The sequence below is a fragment of the Hymenobacter amundsenii genome (assembly GCF_002204745.1).
GTDB lineage: Bacteria > Bacteroidota > Bacteroidia > Cytophagales > Hymenobacteraceae > Hymenobacter > Hymenobacter amundsenii.
In genome coordinates this window covers 1-14,683 of the sequence record NZ_NIRR01000022.1, presented here as the reverse complement: position 1 = coordinate 14,683, position 14,683 = coordinate 1, and the positions used below count along the sequence as shown (strand labels likewise).

Here is a 14,683-nt window from a genome sequence, read left to right as displayed (position 1 = left end):
CTTGGCCCCCCAAACCAGCGCCCCCGGCCCGTAAACCGGCCGCCAATCCGTAGCTTCGCCGCATGAGCCTGTTCCTGACCCCGCCCACCCCCGCCGAGTACGCCCCTTTTTACCACACCTACGTGCGCCTGATAACCGGCGACCCGCTGGTAGCCCTGCGCGAGCAGCCCCAGCAGCTGCACCAGCTGCTAGCGGGCCTCTCCGACGAGCAGGCCCGGTTCCGGTACGCGCCGGGCAAGTGGAGCATCAAGGAAAAGCTGGTACATATGCTCGATACGGAGCGCGTGTTTGCCTACCGGGCCCTGCGCATCGGCCGCGGCGACACCACCCCGCTGCCCGGCTACGAGCAGGACGACTACGTGCACAATTCCGAAGCCGACGCCCGCCCGCTGGCCGATATTCTGGCCGAGTACGACGCCGTGCGGACGTCCACCCTACACCTGTTCGAGTCGTTTCCGGCCGCCGCTGTAGACCGGCGCGGCACGGCCAGCGGCCAGCCGGTGAGCGTTCGGGCACTGGTATATATGCTGGCCGGCCACGAAGCCCACCACCTGCAGCTTCTGCAAGAGCGGTACCTGCCGGCTCTGACCTGATTTTCGCGCCTGATCCGCAACGCCGGCGCAAAAAACACAACACCTTTCCCGCCCAGGCGTTATCTTGGCCGGAATCATCCTAAAAACCCACCATCATGGCTAAAGCCCAGGAACCCCGCAAAGAGAAAAAGAAGGAGCCCGCCAAAACCACCAAGGAAAAAAAGGCGGCTAAAGACGAGAAGAAGGCCCTCAAGTCCCGCCAGCAGGATTAGTAAAAAAGAGGTTTGCTTACGATAAGCAAACCTCTTTTTTATAAAAAACCCGTGCGTTATGCACCTTCTCAACCGTTTGCTGCCGGTAACTCTATTGTTGCTTACGGGCTGTTTTGGCCTTTTCGACAGCAGCACCGACACCATTACGGGTGAGTATGCAACCAGCTGGATTGACGCGCGCCGTTCCAGAGCCGTTTACCGGGATATAGCGGAGCAGATACCCGCTTACGTATTCGCTATCGGTCATAACGAGCGGTATATTATCGCCAAACAGCACCCGCTGGCTCTAACTGGCGAGTTGGTGGAAGTGGTCGACTGCACCCGCACGGCTTACTACATCCTCGATATAGTTCGCAACCGCCAACCAACCGGCCAGGGAGTCAGTGGCCCGCTGACGGCGGAGCAGTTCAGGCAGCAGGCGCAGCGGCTGGGGCTGGCCGAAGTAAATTTTTCCATGAACTACCCCAACTGCCCTTAGGCTGTTAGTTCACGCTATTCGGGTAGCAGCGGCACCGCTCACTCAGAACGTATAGTACACCTCCTTCTGCTTGTCGTGGTGCTTGATGTAGCCGTGCAGGGTGAGTTTAATGAGGGTGCGGTAGGCGCGGCGCTGCCCGATGTTGAGCAGTTTCATGTACTGGGCCAGCGTGATTCGCGGGTGCTGGCGCAGGTAATCGAGCACGGCCAGCTCCTCGCGGCTCAGCGGAATCTGCTCGAAGCGGCTGGCTTCGGGTGGGGGCTGGCGCTCCAGCACTTTCTCGGTGAGCTGGCTGGTTTGCACGCTTTGGTCGCGCACCCGCACATAGGTCCGCCAGTCGCCGGGAGCCACTTGGGCGCGGTGGGGCTTCTCGGCGCTTTCGGGCACCGTCACGATAAGCACCACCCGGCCCTCAGCGCCGGTTACTTCCCGAAACTGCAGCTGCTGGTCCAGCGGCGGCTCGATGTAGTGGCGGGCCGCCTCGCGCAACTGGTACAACTCCTCCTCCACGTCGCGCACCCCAATCACGCGGCCCTTATCATCAACCCCGACCAGCACCCGGCCGCCCTTGGTATTAGCCAGCGAGGCCAGCGTGCGGGCAATGCGGGTGGGGTGGGTGGTGCGCTGCTTGAATTCCAGCCGTTCGCCCTCGCCCTGCCGAATCAGTTCCAGTAAGTCCATGCTGCCTTAAACGTACGAAAGGCCCGGAATAGCGAACAGCCGTCTCCATTGGGAGCCGGCTGTTGCAGTTGCCTTACGGGGCCGGAGTAGCGTCGGGCTATTTTACGCTGATTAGCGACTCAGGGCAGCATGATTTTGCCAGTTACCTGCACCCCGTCAGACCAATAAACACGACTGCTGGCCGTTTGAATGGCTTATTCCACCCCGGTTTCCTCAGCCGAAATACGCCAGAGGCGGCTGGCTTCGGTGGTGCTATTAGCCCGGTCGGAGCAGCGGGCGACCCGGCTACCGGCGAAATACTGGCCGCTTACGCTGGCCGTTTCCGGCGAGGCGGCCAGGTAGAGGGTGGTCTGGGCACCTTTTTCGGGCGAAATCATCAGCGGGCGGGCCGTCCACCACAGCGCCTTCATGACGACCGAGGTGTCGGGGCGCATCAGAGCGGTGTTTACCATGCCCGGGTGCAGGCAGTTGGCCGTGATGTTGGTCAGGTCGAGGCGGGCCGCCAGCTCCTTGGTGAACAGGATGTTGGCCAGCTTGGAGTCGGCATAGGCCGTGAGCCAGCTGTACTTGTCGGGGGAGTTGCGCACTGCTTGGTCGGGCTCAATCTCACCCACCCAGTGCGCCACCGACGATACCGTTACCACCCGGGCCCGCTCGGCGGCATCGAGCAAGGGCAGCAGCAGGTTGGTGAGGGCGTAAGGCGCGAGGTGATTGGTGGCCCAGCTCAGCTCGTGGCCTTCCTCGGTGAGGGTAAACTGACCGGGCATGATGCCGGCGTTGTTCACCAGAATATCCAACCTATCAAATTCCTGCTGCATCTCGCCGGCCAACGCCCGCACATTGCGCAGCAGCGACAAATCGAAGCACTTGACGTGCACCGCCGCTTCCGGTCCGGCTGCCTCCTGAATGGCGGCCTGGGCCCGGGCCGCCTTGGCCGAGTCGCGGCCCACCAACACTACCCGGGCACCCTGGCGGGCCAACTCCTGGGCCGTAGCCAGGCCAATGCCGCTAGTCGCGCCGGTTACGAGGGCCGTTTTGCCCATTAGAGGCCGAGAAGAAGCAGGAACCATAGGGTCAGGTTGAAAGAGGGGAAAACGTAAGGTCCGGCGCCATACCAGCCAACAGCTAATAAACTTATTGGCCTACGGGCGCTGGTGGCATTGCCAGCAATGGGGGGCTGTTGGCCCGCGCCCCGCAAAAGATAACGCCGGCCGGCAGCATGAAACCGGGCGGGCAAACAACAATTGCGCCAGCGAGGTAAGAACGTGGAAAGCCGGTTGCCGGGTTTCAGTCCGCCAGTCCTTCCCACAGTTCCGCCAGCCGTCGGCTCACGGCGGCCAACGAAGGTCGGGCTGCTACCTCGGGTTGCTGGCAGCGGGCCTGCCAGTCGCGCAGCTCCCCAATAACTGCCGTGGTTTCGGGCTGGGATGAGCAGCGGTCTAATAGTTCTTCCAGCAGGTTGCCAAAGGCCCGCGTTTCCAGGAGAGGTAGCAGCCCGATGGCCTGGTCATTTTCCTCCGGCAGAAAACCAGCGGCCCCAAAGTCGCCGAGCAAGCTCGTTCCCGATTCAGTGGCCAGAATATTATGGGCGTACAGATCACCGTGCAGAATGCCCTGCGCGTGCAAGTGGCTGGCCGCCGCCGCAATGCCGCCCGCCAGCCGCAGCAGGGCCGGCAGCGCAAACTGTACGTCGGGCGCGTATTCGTCGCGGGTGCAGGTGGCGAAGGAGGGCGGCCCGGCCAGGGTCGTAAACTTGGGGCTGATGAGTTCGAGTACTAAGCCCTCGGTGCCGGCGGGGTGGCCACTGAGCTGGCCCAGCACCGGAATCAGGTGGGGGTGGGGGCCGGCGCTCAAGCAGGCCATCATTTCGGAGTGGGGTAGCCCGTCGCTGGTCACGGCCCCTTTAAACAGCTTCAGGGCCACGGGCTGCGGGGCCGCCGCGCCGGGCTGCTGCCATTGGGCGCGGTGGATAATGCCCGAGGCACCTTCGCCCAGCACCTGCTCCGGCGTAAGGTCGGTCCAGGCAATGAGGGGGCGGGCGGCGCGGACCCGGGCTGCCGCTTCGGCTTCGGCGGCCAGCGGGTTGCCGGCGAAGGCCAGCCAGCTTAGGCGAGGCATGGTCAGCAGCCAGTCGGGGAGGGTGGGTAGCTCGTTGGCGGCCAGGCGCAGCAGTTCCAGTTGGTGGCAGCGGGCCAGCTCGGGCGGTAGCGCCCGTAGCCGGTTGCCGGCCAGCATCAGCTTTTGCAGGTTCGGGCAATTGCCGATTTCGGGCGGCAGCGCGGCCAGCTCGTTATCGGTCAGAATCAGCCAGCGCAGGCGGGGCGGCAGCGCGGCCCCGGGCAGCTCGCGGATGCGGTTGGCCTTAAAACCCACCATTTCCAGGTTCAGGCACTGGCCCAGCACTTCGGGTATGCGGGTAAACTGGTTATCGGAAGCAAACAGAATCCGCAGCCGGTGCAGGCGTGCTAAGTCGGCGGGCAACTCGCGCAGGGCGTTGCCCGAGAGGTTGAGAATTTCGAGTGTGTCGGCGAGGCTGAAAATTTCCGGTGGAAACTCGGTGAGGCCTTCGGCCAAATCCAGGCGGGTGGCCCCGGCCAGCTCGCCGGCCCGCAGCTGTGCTAGCGTGTGCATGAGGTAAGGTAGGAATATGAACGGCGTGGGGCCGCACTATTTGGCGGCTTGCCGTGGCGAAGGTTGGCCATCCGTTACGTAGTGCCGATAGGGCGGCGCGGTGCTTTGCTGCTACGGCGGTACTGCCAAAAACGCAAGTTTGGCAGTTCTATCATTAGAAGCGCAGCCACACCGGCCCGGCATGAAAAAGCCGCTACCGGAAGAGGTAGCGGCTTTTTCAGTTGTGGAAAGTCAGAAATTCAAACGCCCTTGCTCAGCAGCTATTTCAGCTTCTGGCTTCTTAAAAACTAGAACGGCAGGTCGTTGTCGTCGTCCGAAGCAATCGGTGCGGCCGAGGCGCGCAGGTTGGGGTTTTGGTTTTGAGCCGGAGCGGCGGGAGCCGCGCGCGCGGTGCGGCCTGCTGGTAGCTGCCACCCTGGGGAGCGGCCGCGCCACCAGCAGAGTTCTCGATGCGCCAGGCTTCGAGGTTGGTGAAATACAGCATTTGGCCGTTCTTGTTAAAGCCGCGGCCGCGCAGGTTGAACGACACTTTTACCTCGTCGCCTACTTTGAACGGGTCGATGAGCGCCGTTTTGTCCTGTACGGTCTGGAACTTGATATGCTCGGGATACTGGCCGTCTATGACCTCCAGCACGAATTCGCGCTTGCGGAATTTTTCGCTCACCTGCTGTTCGTCGAAAATTTCGTGCAGGCGGCCGGTAGCTTCGTAAGCCATAGGATTGGATATGTGGGGTGTTGAAAGAAGTTGAAAACTGTTAACCAAACCTACGAAAAAAAACGCGGTTGGTTCCGGGCCGTTTCCGGTACCGGCGCGGCCGTTGGGGCCATCGGGCTGCCTACCTTTGTCTTGCGTTTTTGCTTTCCCACCCATTTTTTTCTGCTCCATGACTCCTTCCTTCGCCTTGGCTTTGCACGGCGGGGCCGGCACTATTTCGCCCGCCCTGATGACGCCCGAAAAAGAACAGTCCTATAAGGCTGCCCTCCACGAAGCCCTGCGCCGCGGTTACGCCGTGCTGGCTGGCGGCGGGGCGGCCCTCGACGCCGTCGAGCAAGCCGTGCTCAGTCTCGAAGACCATCCGCTCTTCAACGCCGGCCGGGGCGCGGTCTTCACCCACGAAGGCCACCACGAAATGGATGCCGCCATCATGGACGGCCGCAACCGGGCCGCCGGGGCCGTGGCCGGGGCCCGCCTCGTGCAGAACCCCATTCGGGCCGCCCGCCTCGTGATGGAGCAGACCGAGCACGTGCTGCTGGCCTGGCCCGGCGCCGATGAGCTGGCCCGCGAGCACGGCCTGGCTATGCAGTCGGCCGACTACTTCTTCACCCAACACCGCCACGACCAACTCCAAGAGGCGCTGCAGGAAGGCCGCATGCGCCTCGACCACTCGCAGGCGCTGCCCGACGGCGGTGGGAGTGAGGACCCGAAAAAGAAAATGGGCACGGTAGGGGCAGTGGCCCGCGACCAGCACGGCCACCTGGCCGCTGCCACCAGCACCGGCGGAATGACCAACAAGCGCTACTCCCGCATCGGCGACTCGCCCATTATCGGCAGCGGCACGTTTGCCGACAACCGTACCTGCGCCATCAGCTGCACCGGCCACGGCGAATTTTTCCTGCGGGCCGTGGTCGCCCACGACATCAGCTGCCTGATGGAATACAAGGGCCTGAGCTTGGCCGATGCCTGCCGCATTGTGGTGCACGACAAGCTGGCCCCGCTCGGGGGCGAGGGCGGACTGGTGGCTGTAGATGCGGCCGGCAACGTGGCCCTGCCTTTCAACTCCGAAGGCATGTACCGCGCCAGCCAAACTTCCCAGGGTGATGCCGCCCCATTCGTAGCTATCTACAAGGACTGAGCCCTACGTTCTACAGCACCTTATATATAAGGAGTGAAAACAACGTGAAAAACGCAGCCGTTATCAGCGGCTGAATGGCCGCCGTTACTTCTCGGAGGCCGGCGGGCTAAGAGCAGAAAAAGCCCGTTATTTAGCTAAATAACGGGCTTTTTAACATTTGGGTAAACATCTGATGGGTCGATGGTCGCCCACTTTCGGTTCCTTAGCTAGCCGCCGGGGTGGGTTCGTTGGCTCCCTGGCCGGCGGTGAGTAGCGTCGACTCGGCAACTTGCTCTCGGAGCTTAAGGTTAGGATAAAACGTGCGCTGGTTTACGTCGTAGAGGTTGCCCTTCACCAGCACGTGCAGTAGCATATTCTCGATGGAGATGGCCTCGCCCTTTTGGGCGGCGGCGGCGTTGCTGTGCTCCAGGTGGTGGCCGTCCATGATGATGACCATGTTTGAGCCGATGGTTTCGAGCTGGTTGCCTTCGGTGATGAGCATGCCCGTATCCTCGCCCAAACCGATGCCGATGAGCTTGGGATGCAGCGCCACGGCCTCGATGAGGCGACCGAAGCGGCCGCGCTTTACAAAGTGGGAGTCGATAACCACGTTGTCGAGCAGGCCCAGGCCAGTGCCCATCTTCACGGCGCCCTTCATGAGGGCGTCGGGGACGCTGCCACCCTTGATCATAGTTTTTGACATGCCCATGGCCCCGGCCGAAGTACCGGCAATCACGAAGTTGGGCTTGGTCTGGTAGCGGTGCTTGAGGGCGGCCAGAAACTCGGTGCCCCCAAAAATATCCACCAGCCGCGACTGGTTGCCGCCCGACATCATCACGATATCGGCCTGGCGGATGCGCTCCACGTACTCGGGGCGTAGGGCATCTTCGCGGGTGCGAATGTCGAGCACGTTCACGTTGTTGCAGTTAAGCATCGTGAACGAGGAAATATAGATGCGCGCCACCTCATCGGGAATCATCGAAGCGGTGGTAATCACCTCAATGCGCGGGTCTTCCTGGCCCGATTCGAGCACGACGCGCTTGAGAATGCCTAACTCGAAGAAGTTGAGATAGAATTTTTTCTTGGTGCGAGGGTTAGGGTAAGTGCCCTTATCCTCGTTGCCACCAATGGCAATGAGCTTGCCGAGCGGTTTGACGTTTTTCAAAGCAGAAAACAGTGTTAAGCCACGGAAAAAGGAAAAGTCTTGGGCCCTTACGCTAGCAAGGTTCGGGCCACGGGGGCTGATCCGGAAAATGAAAAAACGGGCCGGCGAACCGGTAATGGCCTGCCTGAGAGCGGCGGGCCGGTTTGCTGGGCCGAAGTAAAGAACAAAAAAACGGGCAAAAAGGCCAGCCTCGCCGGCTCAAACTCCCATCTTACTCGGCGGGCCGGCCCAGCAGCGCGTCGAGAGTACTGGTGGCTACAGCGTGGTAGTTGGGCCGGGCCGCGGCGTACAGGCGGCGGGCCCGGGCTAGTCCGTCGGGCCGGGTTAGCAGGGCTTTATAAAGGGGCAGGATGAATTTGCGGCGGCCCACCCGGGTCAGGAAATCGTGCAGCGCGGCCTCGGCGGGGGCATAATCGGCGGCAATGGTAAGCGGCAGCCAGGCGGCCAGGATTTCGGCGTTGCCCGACTGGGTGAAGCCAAACGCCGCATCCAGCTCAGCCAATTGGCCCGAAGCCAAACCGGCGGGCAGCTGGTGCAGAAACCGGACCCACTCGTGGCTGCTCCAGGCGGCGGTGTTTAGCTGGTTCGCCGGGGTGCCCTGCTGCCACGTAGCCACCGCCGCATCCACGGCTGCGAACCGGGCCGAGGCTACCGGCGGGGCATTGCCCGGAATCCCGGGACCGTCAATCCATTCAGCGAGGCGAAGTTTGGCCGCTAGGCCGGGGTGTTCGTTGAGGAGCTGCTCGTGCAGGTAGGTGATAAATGAATCGGTATCCATGCTCTGAAAAGCGTGGCGGGCGAAGTACTCCTTAATAAAGGTGTCGAGGGCGGGGCGGCCCACCAGGTGTTCCAGGGTCAGGAGCAGGTAGTCGCCCTTCTCGTAGGCAATTTCGGTCAGGCCCTCGTCGGGGTCGCGGCCGGCCAGGTTTAGCCGCAGGTGGGTGTCGGGGCTGGCCGTTCCGATTTCCTGGACCGTGTGCAGCAGCGCCGCGTGGCCCAGGGCCTGGAGCATGTCGGCGTAGGGCCGGCCGTAGAGCCGCTCCATGATGCGGCGCTCGAAGTACACGGTGAAGCCCTCGTTGAGCCAGAAATCGTTCCAGGTGGCGTTCGTGACCAGGTTGCCACTCCAGGAGTGAGCCAACTCGTGGGCCACGAGGCTGGTCAGGCTCCGGTCGCCGGCCAGGATGGTGGGCGTCACGAAGGTGAGGCGCGGGTTTTCCATGCCCCCGAACGGGAAGGAGGGCGGTAGCACCAGCAAATCGTACCGCTCCCAGCGGTAGGGCCCATACAAATCCTCGGCGGCGGCCACCATCGGCTCCAGCTCACCGAACTCGGCCATTGCTTTGGGCAACGTGGCTGGCTCGGCGTACACGCCGGTGCGCGGGCTCAGGGCCCGGAATTCCAACTCGCCCACGGCCAGCGCCATCAGGTAGGCCGGAATGGGCTGGTCCATGCGAAACTCGTAACGGCCGTCGGACCGGAGCTGTTGTGGATTGCTGGCGCTCATCAGCGGCAGCAGGTCGGCGGGCACCTGCACCCGGGCTTCGTAGGTGAAGCGCACGCCCGGCGAGTCCTGGCAGGGCAGCCAGGTGCGGGCCAGAATGGCTTGCGACTGGGTGAACAGAAACGGCTGGGTGCCGGCTGTCTGCTCCGGGCGCAGCCACTGCAGCGCCGCCGCCCCGGGCGTGGTGCGGTAGCGAATAGTGACGGCCGTGGTATCGGGCCGCAGCCTGATGCGCAGGGCCTGGCCTAGCACGTGGTCGGCGTCGCCCAGCGTGAATTCAGTGGGCTCGCCCGCGGTCGAGTCGCCGAGCAGCACGGCCTCTACCATTAAGTCGCGGATGTCGAGCACCAACTCCGTTGCAGTGGAGCCGGCGGGGCGGCTGAGTTGCCAGGTGGCGTGGCCGGCCAGGGTTTGGGTAGTGAAGTCTACCCGCAGGTCGAGAGCCAGATGCCGGACGCTTACTTCGGCGGGTCGGGCGTGGCTATGCGGGTCGGTGGGGGGGAGCAGGGGAGTAGTCATTAGCGTAACGGGGCAATGGAGAAAGGAAAGCGGATACTAAGGATATGCCCGCAAAGGTACTGATTACGGCTGCCGGTGGCGCACAACGCTGGCTGCCCAGGGCTGCAATCAGCCGAAATCTGCTAACTTGCCTACCGGGAATGAAGCGCAGTGGCCGACAACTCCATCGCCGCAAACGCAGTAGAAAGCCCGAACTGTTTCCGCCGGTGCCCCGTTGGCATGGTTAGTGGTTCACTTTCCCTTATTTCGCTCCCGCTTTTTCTCCCTATGAAGTCAATGCCTCCCTCTTTTCTTTCTACTTCCTTCTGCGCTTGGCTGCTGAGCCTGATGCTGCTGACGGCTACCGTTTCGTGTAGCCAGGATCAGCAGTCGTCGATTAAATCGGCGTTGCCCGACGTACTCACCCAAGCCGCCGGCCCCCAGCCTACGCTCGACAGCGTGTACATTGTAAAGTACATGGCGGCCGAGCCCCAGTTCAAGGACCAGATCGACTGGGCCAAGAAATTCTACAAGGCCCGCGACTTCCGCCTGGGCTGGTTCCGCGACCACGAACTCGTGCCCCAGGCCCAGACCATGCTCGGCGTCATCGGTAAGGCCGCCGACGAGGGCCTCAACCCCAAAGACTACCAGACCGAAAACTTCGATCAGCTTTTCAAGGACTTCGAAGCAGCCAAATCGGACTCGACCCGCCGTAACGCGCTGGAAAAGAAGATTGACGTGGCCTTATCGGCCACTTATTTCAATTACGCCTCCGATTTTTACCGCGGTACCGTCGACCCCCGGGCCGTAAAGAACATCGATTGGGAAGTGAAGCGCAACAAAGTAAAGTTGCACAAGGCGCTCATGACCATCCTCAAGGAGCGCGAAAGTACCTACGGCTACTACGATTTCGAGCCCCTGCACCCCGAGTACGACCGGCTGAAAAAGGTTTTGGCTGACTACCGTGCCCTGCAGCGTAAGGGTGGCTGGCCCGCCATTCCGGCCGGTACCAAGCTCAAGCCCGGCGCGGCCTCATCGGCCGTAGCCGCTTTGCGCGGCCGTCTGCTCGGCACTACTGCCGGCGCAACCAGCGAGGCTCCCGCCGTAGCCGTGGCCAATAATCCCGGCCAGCCCGCTACCGCCGCGGCCCCCGCTACCGAGAAATATGAAGGCGAGCTGGTGGCAGCCGTTAAGGAGTTTCAGAACCTGAACGGCCTAAAGCCCGACGGCGTGGTAGGGGGTGAAACCCTGCGCGAGCTCAACGTGCCGGTGTCGCAGCGCATCGACCAGATCCTGATGAATATGGAGCGCTGGCGCTGGATCCCGAAGAAATTCGAGGCCGATTACCTGCTCGTTAACATCCCCGAGTATAAGCTCCACGTAATGGAAGACGGCAAGGAAGCCTTCAACATGAACGTCATCGTGGGTAAAGAACTACACGAAACCCCCATTTTTTCTGACAAAGTAGAGTTCGTGGTGCTGGCTCCGTACTGGAACGTGCCGTTCAGCATCATCGAAAATGAGCTGCGGCCGAAGCTGGTGGCCAATGCCCAGGGCACCCTCGACCGCCTCGATATGGAGGTGGTGAAGGGCTGGGGCGACAAGGCTACCCCCGTTGACCCCAATAGCATCGACTGGGCCAACGTGTCGGAAGAGAATTGGAAGTATACCCTGCGCCGCCGCCCAGGGCCGAAGAACGACTTGGGTAACGTGAAGTTCATCTTCCCCAACTCCAAGAGCATTTACCTGCACGACACGCCCCACGACGAGTTGTTCAGCCAGACCAAGCGCGGCTTCAGCCACGGCTGCGTGCGCGTGGCTGAGCCCCTGAAGCTAGCCGAATACCTGCTGCGCAACAAGCCCGGTTGGGATGCTACCAACATCGAGCAAACCATTGCTACCCGCGAGGAAAAGTACGTAACCCTCCCCGAGAAACTGCCCGTGTACCTGGTCTACTTCACCAGTTGGGTTGATGATGCCGGCAAGGTGCACTTCCGCGACGACATCTACGGCCACGACAAGTCGCTGGCCAAAGAGTACTTCAACTAGCGCCTCTCGCCCTTCCAGCAGGGCCGATTAGCCACAAAAAAGCCCCTACTTCGCGCCCGCGCGAAGTAGGGGCTTTTTTGTGGGCCAACTACCTTGAGGTTATGTAGCCGGTATGAGCAGTTGGTGGGATAGGCACCCATAGGAAGCAAGGGCCTGATACCGTTTCGCTGGTTCCGTTTCGATGGGTTTGGAGGCAATCTGGTTGAAGCCGGCCCAAACTGCGGTGCGCCGGCTGGCTCTGGATAGACGCAATATTTGGTTAGTATCAGCAGCTTCAGAAGAACCGAAAGTGTATCCAGCAGAAAATAAGCTGCGAGTTTATCCAAAGGCAGGAGCGAGGAGGTTGTTTACGTTTGTTAAACAATTGTAAACTAGTAATTGAGTATAATGTCAAATGTAAACAGTTGGGCAGAAGAATTAACGCTTGTTTAGCAAAGTGAATAGTCGGCACTGTCTAATCATTGGCTCGTTCGATTGCCTACATTTGTAAATCTACTTTGTTGCTGCTATGCTCGACCGGATTCAGGAGTTGCTAACCGCACGGGAGCTTACGTCTTCCCAGTTCGCCGATACCATTGGGGTATCTCGGCCCGTAGTGAGCCATATTCTGAGCGGGCGCAACAAACCCAGCCTAGAAGTAGTGCAGAAGATTGTGGCGGCTTTCCCGGACTTGTCCCTGGCTTGGCTCCTGAATGGCGAAGGTCCAATGGTGCCCCCCGCCGCAGAGCCCCCCAAGCGCTCTACGCCGCCAACTGCAACCGTTCCCGCCGGACAAGTCGGTAAAGCCACCGCCACCGCCCCAGTAGCGCCGGAGCTGCCCGTAGTCGCCCCGGCGCCTCCCCAGCCCAATCCGGAGCCCGTAATGCGCATTCCCGCCCCTGATACGGCCCCAGCACTACCCACAGCCGCAGCCCAGCCTGTAGTGCCGCCCTCGGCAACGCCTGGCCCTAGCCAGCCGCTAAAGCAGCCGGCCGCCCCCATATCCCGAGCAGTACCGCCCGCTGATGTTGACTTCGCGCAGGCGCTGGCCGAGCCGGGCAAGCGTATTCGTCGTATTGTGATCTTCTATCAGGACGGTACGTTTGCTGATTATCAGCCGGAAGGCGCGGGTGGGTAACCAAGCCTGCCATTGTCGATGAGTGACGCACTTTAGTCGGTGAGCGTTAGCGTATACCCAATGAATACAATTTGTCAGGTATGATTCTGAAGTGTTTAGCGCCGGCTGATAGCCTGCTGGATGAGGCTGTGATTCGGTTGTTATATACTTTGAAAAAACATCGTTGAATGCTGATGTAAAGTATGCTAAACGAATTACTAGGTAAGTGTGAATTTTAATTTTATGTATCTTTTTATCAGGTAGTTGACCTTGTATGCCTGATCTGTTGGTAACGGTGAAGTATGTTGGCAGGTTGTTAAGTGTAAAGAAGAATAGTTAAAATTGTGCAAGCGCTATAGAAGCAATGATTTCCGCATCTCTAAGTTCCATTTAATGCTAATTATCTTGTCGGATATCGGGGCTGGGAAAGTACAACTGCTAGAGACCAGCTCGTCGCTAAATAAGTTAGTTCACCCATTCGAAGCAACAGCTAGCGCTGAGATATCCGCCGGGGAGAATTGAAGCGGCCTACCGCTGTTAATTAGAGCTTCATTTACAAAGACTACTGCCGCTAGGTGAGCTTCGGAAACGCACAGCGAGTTGCGGTTGTATAGAATTGTAAATCATTGTGAGGTGTTCAGGCCCAGGCAGCGAGTAGGGCGGCCGGCTTACAAAAGCGGCTGCGCTACCTGGTTTCGGTCGCTGGTTCAAAGCTGCTCGAAACCGGGTAAGCTTTAGCTTGTCCGGTTTCGGCGTGGTGCGTACCTTTGGGCCATGAAAAATCTTCGTCTGCTCGTTCTGTTCGCCGCTGGCGCTTCGTTGTTCCTGTCGTCCTGCTCGCAGGCTCCCGATCCGGAGAAAGACCCCAACGCCGATGCGGCCTATAAGCGCGCCCACCGGACGGAGCAATACCGCGAGGCTCAGCGCAGCAACGTCAGCTACTAACCCGTTTCGTTTACGGGTTTGGCTACCAACACAAAAGCCCCGCCGGCAGATCGCGCGCTTTTGTGTTGGTAGCTATTTGAGGTGTTTTTGGCTAAAGCCTACGCGCCGATAGCAATGGCCGCGGCGGCTAGGGAAGGCGTACGAACGGGAGCTGCGGGCGTCAGGTTGGGCAGATCGATGCCATCCAACAATTCGGCTTCCAGCAAGTCAGCCCAGGTACGCAGGTAAAGAACCACATCATCGCGCTGGTTGTGGCGTAGCGCGTTGCGGCGTTCGAACGGGATAACCGCCCGGATGGTGGGGTCGGAGAGACGTTCGAGGTGGGTGAGGTCGGCGCGGGTGAAGCCCAGGGCCAGCATCTCGTCGATGGTATCGTCGATGGGCAAGCCACTGGTGGGGCAGTAGTCGATGAGCTGCCGCTCCCAGTCGCCGGAGCGTTGCATGGCCCGGGTATGAATTTCGGCCTTGGTGAGCTTGGTAACGGTTTGGGCCAGGTGGCCGCAGTTGCAGCTGCCCATGTGGCCCCACTGGTAAGGGGCCTGAACGGTGAGGCGCTGGGCAGTGGCGCGCAGGGCCTGAATAACGGGAAGAGTGCGTTGAGCCATAAGTAAAGAGAAAAAAGCAGCCGTCGGGGCGGATGATAGACGCAATAATAAGCTATTGGCCAGTCTTTTTGTTTCCTTGCGCCGGCGCAAAGTGCCCTAGTAACACCCCAACTCCCGCTGCCGAAGTCATGCTGCCCATTCCGGCCGCTGCCTAAAAGCGAAAACCTCCCGGCCGACCAGAACAGGTCAACCAGAAGGTTTTGTAAGGCTAACAAACCAAGCCGCAATAGGCTGCCCGATTAGCTGGGAGTAGATGGGTTACCGGCTGCTGCCACGGCCCCGGCCACCGCGGCCCCAACAGGCCGAGCGCATCTTATTGAAGCAGTTTCCGGAGGTGAAGGAGGTGGTGGGCAAGGTTGGTTCGGCCGAAATCCCGACCGACCCCATGCCGGTA

The 14,683-nt window shown here is 60.7% G+C and carries 13 protein-coding genes; 6 read left to right on the top strand and 7 right to left on the bottom strand.

Annotated features, from left to right (window positions below; genetic code table 11):
• The first annotated feature begins 62 nt into the window (after positions 1-62).
• Positions 63-593 (top strand): DinB family protein, encoded by a 531-nt coding sequence (locus CDA63_RS13170; RefSeq protein WP_088464928.1) that lies wholly within the window; start codon positions 63-65, stop codon positions 591-593.
• A gap of 270 nt (positions 594-863) precedes the next feature.
• Complete coding sequence (locus CDA63_RS13165; protein ID WP_088464927.1) at positions 864-1,283, top strand: DUF3997 domain-containing protein; 420 nt, start codon at positions 864-866, stop codon at positions 1,281-1,283.
• Between the two features lie 42 nt (positions 1,284-1,325).
• On the opposite strand, the gene CDA63_RS13160 is transcribed toward CDA63_RS13165, so the two are convergent.
• The 4 genes from CDA63_RS13160 to CDA63_RS13145 all read right to left on the bottom strand — a co-directional run bounded on the left by CDA63_RS13160 (position 1,326) and on the right by CDA63_RS13145 (position 5,310).
• A complete protein-coding gene (locus tag CDA63_RS13160; protein WP_088464926.1) occupies positions 1,326-1,964 on the bottom strand; it encodes an AlbA family DNA-binding domain-containing protein in 639 nt (212 codons plus the stop codon).
• 194 nt (positions 1,965-2,158) lie between these two features.
• Complete coding sequence (locus CDA63_RS13155; RefSeq protein WP_088464925.1) at positions 2,159-3,034, bottom strand: SDR family NAD(P)-dependent oxidoreductase; 876 nt, start codon at positions 3,032-3,034, stop codon at positions 2,159-2,161.
• Between the two features lie 217 nt (positions 3,035-3,251).
• Positions 3,252-4,595, bottom strand: coding sequence for a leucine-rich repeat-containing protein kinase family protein (locus tag CDA63_RS13150; protein WP_088464924.1), 1,344 nt, complete (start codon positions 4,593-4,595; stop codon positions 3,252-3,254).
• Between the two features lie 280 nt (positions 4,596-4,875).
• The gene (locus tag CDA63_RS13145) at positions 4,876-5,310 is read right to left on the bottom strand and encodes a DUF3127 domain-containing protein (RefSeq protein WP_242434666.1); all 435 of its coding nucleotides are present in this window, start codon (positions 5,308-5,310) and stop codon (positions 4,876-4,878) included.
• 169 nt (positions 5,311-5,479) lie between these two features.
• Here CDA63_RS13145 and CDA63_RS13140 point away from each other — a divergent pair, with 169 nt between their 5' ends.
• Positions 5,480-6,448, top strand: a complete 969-nt coding sequence (locus tag CDA63_RS13140; RefSeq protein ID WP_088464923.1) for an isoaspartyl peptidase/L-asparaginase family protein — start codon at positions 5,480-5,482, stop codon at positions 6,446-6,448.
• 202 nt (positions 6,449-6,650) lie between these two features.
• Here the strand turns inward: CDA63_RS13140 and CDA63_RS13135 are convergent, their stop codons facing one another.
• Both CDA63_RS13135 and CDA63_RS13130 read right to left on the bottom strand, forming a co-directional pair.
• Positions 6,651-7,592 (bottom strand): cyanophycinase, encoded by a 942-nt coding sequence (locus CDA63_RS13135; RefSeq protein ID WP_088464922.1) that lies wholly within the window; start codon positions 7,590-7,592, stop codon positions 6,651-6,653.
• Between the two features lie 211 nt (positions 7,593-7,803).
• Entirely contained in the window at positions 7,804-9,615 is a 1,812-nt protein-coding gene (locus CDA63_RS13130; RefSeq protein WP_088464921.1) for a M1 family metallopeptidase, read from the bottom strand.
• A gap of 276 nt (positions 9,616-9,891) precedes the next feature.
• Here CDA63_RS13130 and CDA63_RS13125 point away from each other — a divergent pair, with 276 nt between their 5' ends.
• From CDA63_RS13125 to CDA63_RS20905, 3 genes are all read left to right on the top strand, one after another.
• A complete protein-coding gene (locus CDA63_RS13125; RefSeq protein ID WP_242434665.1) occupies positions 9,892-11,643 on the top strand; it encodes a L,D-transpeptidase family protein in 1,752 nt (583 codons plus the stop codon).
• A 508-nt stretch (positions 11,644-12,151) separates the two neighbouring features.
• A complete protein-coding gene (locus tag CDA63_RS13120; RefSeq protein WP_088464919.1) occupies positions 12,152-12,760 on the top strand; it encodes a helix-turn-helix domain-containing protein in 609 nt (202 codons plus the stop codon).
• Positions 12,761-13,513: 753 nt separating this feature from the next.
• The gene (locus CDA63_RS20905; protein ID WP_165768296.1) at positions 13,514-13,684 is read left to right on the top strand and encodes a hypothetical protein; all 171 of its coding nucleotides are present in this window, start codon (positions 13,514-13,516) and stop codon (positions 13,682-13,684) included.
• Positions 13,685-13,782: 98 nt separating this feature from the next.
• On the opposite strand, the gene CDA63_RS13115 is transcribed toward CDA63_RS20905, so the two are convergent.
• Positions 13,783-14,289, bottom strand: coding sequence for a hypothetical protein (locus tag CDA63_RS13115; RefSeq protein ID WP_088464918.1), 507 nt, complete (start codon positions 14,287-14,289; stop codon positions 13,783-13,785).
• Positions 14,290-14,683 lie beyond the last annotated feature (394 nt).

Bases quoted from the DNA above. Each gene is read 5' to 3' on its own strand.
- CDA63_RS13125 (WP_242434665.1), top strand. From the start codon at position 9,892: ATGCCTCCCTCTTTTCTTTCTACTTCCTTCTGCGCTTGGCTGCTGAGC.
- CDA63_RS13160 (WP_088464926.1), bottom strand. From the start codon at position 1,964: ATGGACTTACTGGAACTGATTCGGCAGGGCGAGGGCGAACGGCTGGAA.
- CDA63_RS13140 (WP_088464923.1), top strand. From the start codon at position 5,480: ATGACTCCTTCCTTCGCCTTGGCTTTGCACGGCGGGGCCGGCACTATT.
- CDA63_RS13170 (WP_088464928.1), top strand. From the start codon at position 63: ATGAGCCTGTTCCTGACCCCGCCCACCCCCGCCGAGTACGCCCCTTTT.
- CDA63_RS13115 (WP_088464918.1), bottom strand. From the start codon at position 14,289: ATGGCTCAACGCACTCTTCCCGTTATTCAGGCCCTGCGCGCCACTGCC.
- CDA63_RS13155 (WP_088464925.1), bottom strand. From the start codon at position 3,034: ATGGTTCCTGCTTCTTCTCGGCCTCTAATGGGCAAAACGGCCCTCGTA.
- CDA63_RS13150 (WP_088464924.1), bottom strand. From the start codon at position 4,595: ATGCACACGCTAGCACAGCTGCGGGCCGGCGAGCTGGCCGGGGCCACC.
- CDA63_RS13130 (WP_088464921.1), bottom strand. From the start codon at position 9,615: ATGACTACTCCCCTGCTCCCCCCCACCGACCCGCATAGCCACGCCCGA.
- CDA63_RS13165 (WP_088464927.1), top strand. From the start codon at position 864: ATGCACCTTCTCAACCGTTTGCTGCCGGTAACTCTATTGTTGCTTACG.
- CDA63_RS20905 (WP_165768296.1), top strand. From the start codon at position 13,514: ATGAAAAATCTTCGTCTGCTCGTTCTGTTCGCCGCTGGCGCTTCGTTG.
- CDA63_RS13145 (WP_242434666.1), bottom strand. From the start codon at position 5,310: ATGGCTTACGAAGCTACCGGCCGCCTGCACGAAATTTTCGACGAACAG.
- CDA63_RS13120 (WP_088464919.1), top strand. From the start codon at position 12,152: ATGCTCGACCGGATTCAGGAGTTGCTAACCGCACGGGAGCTTACGTCT.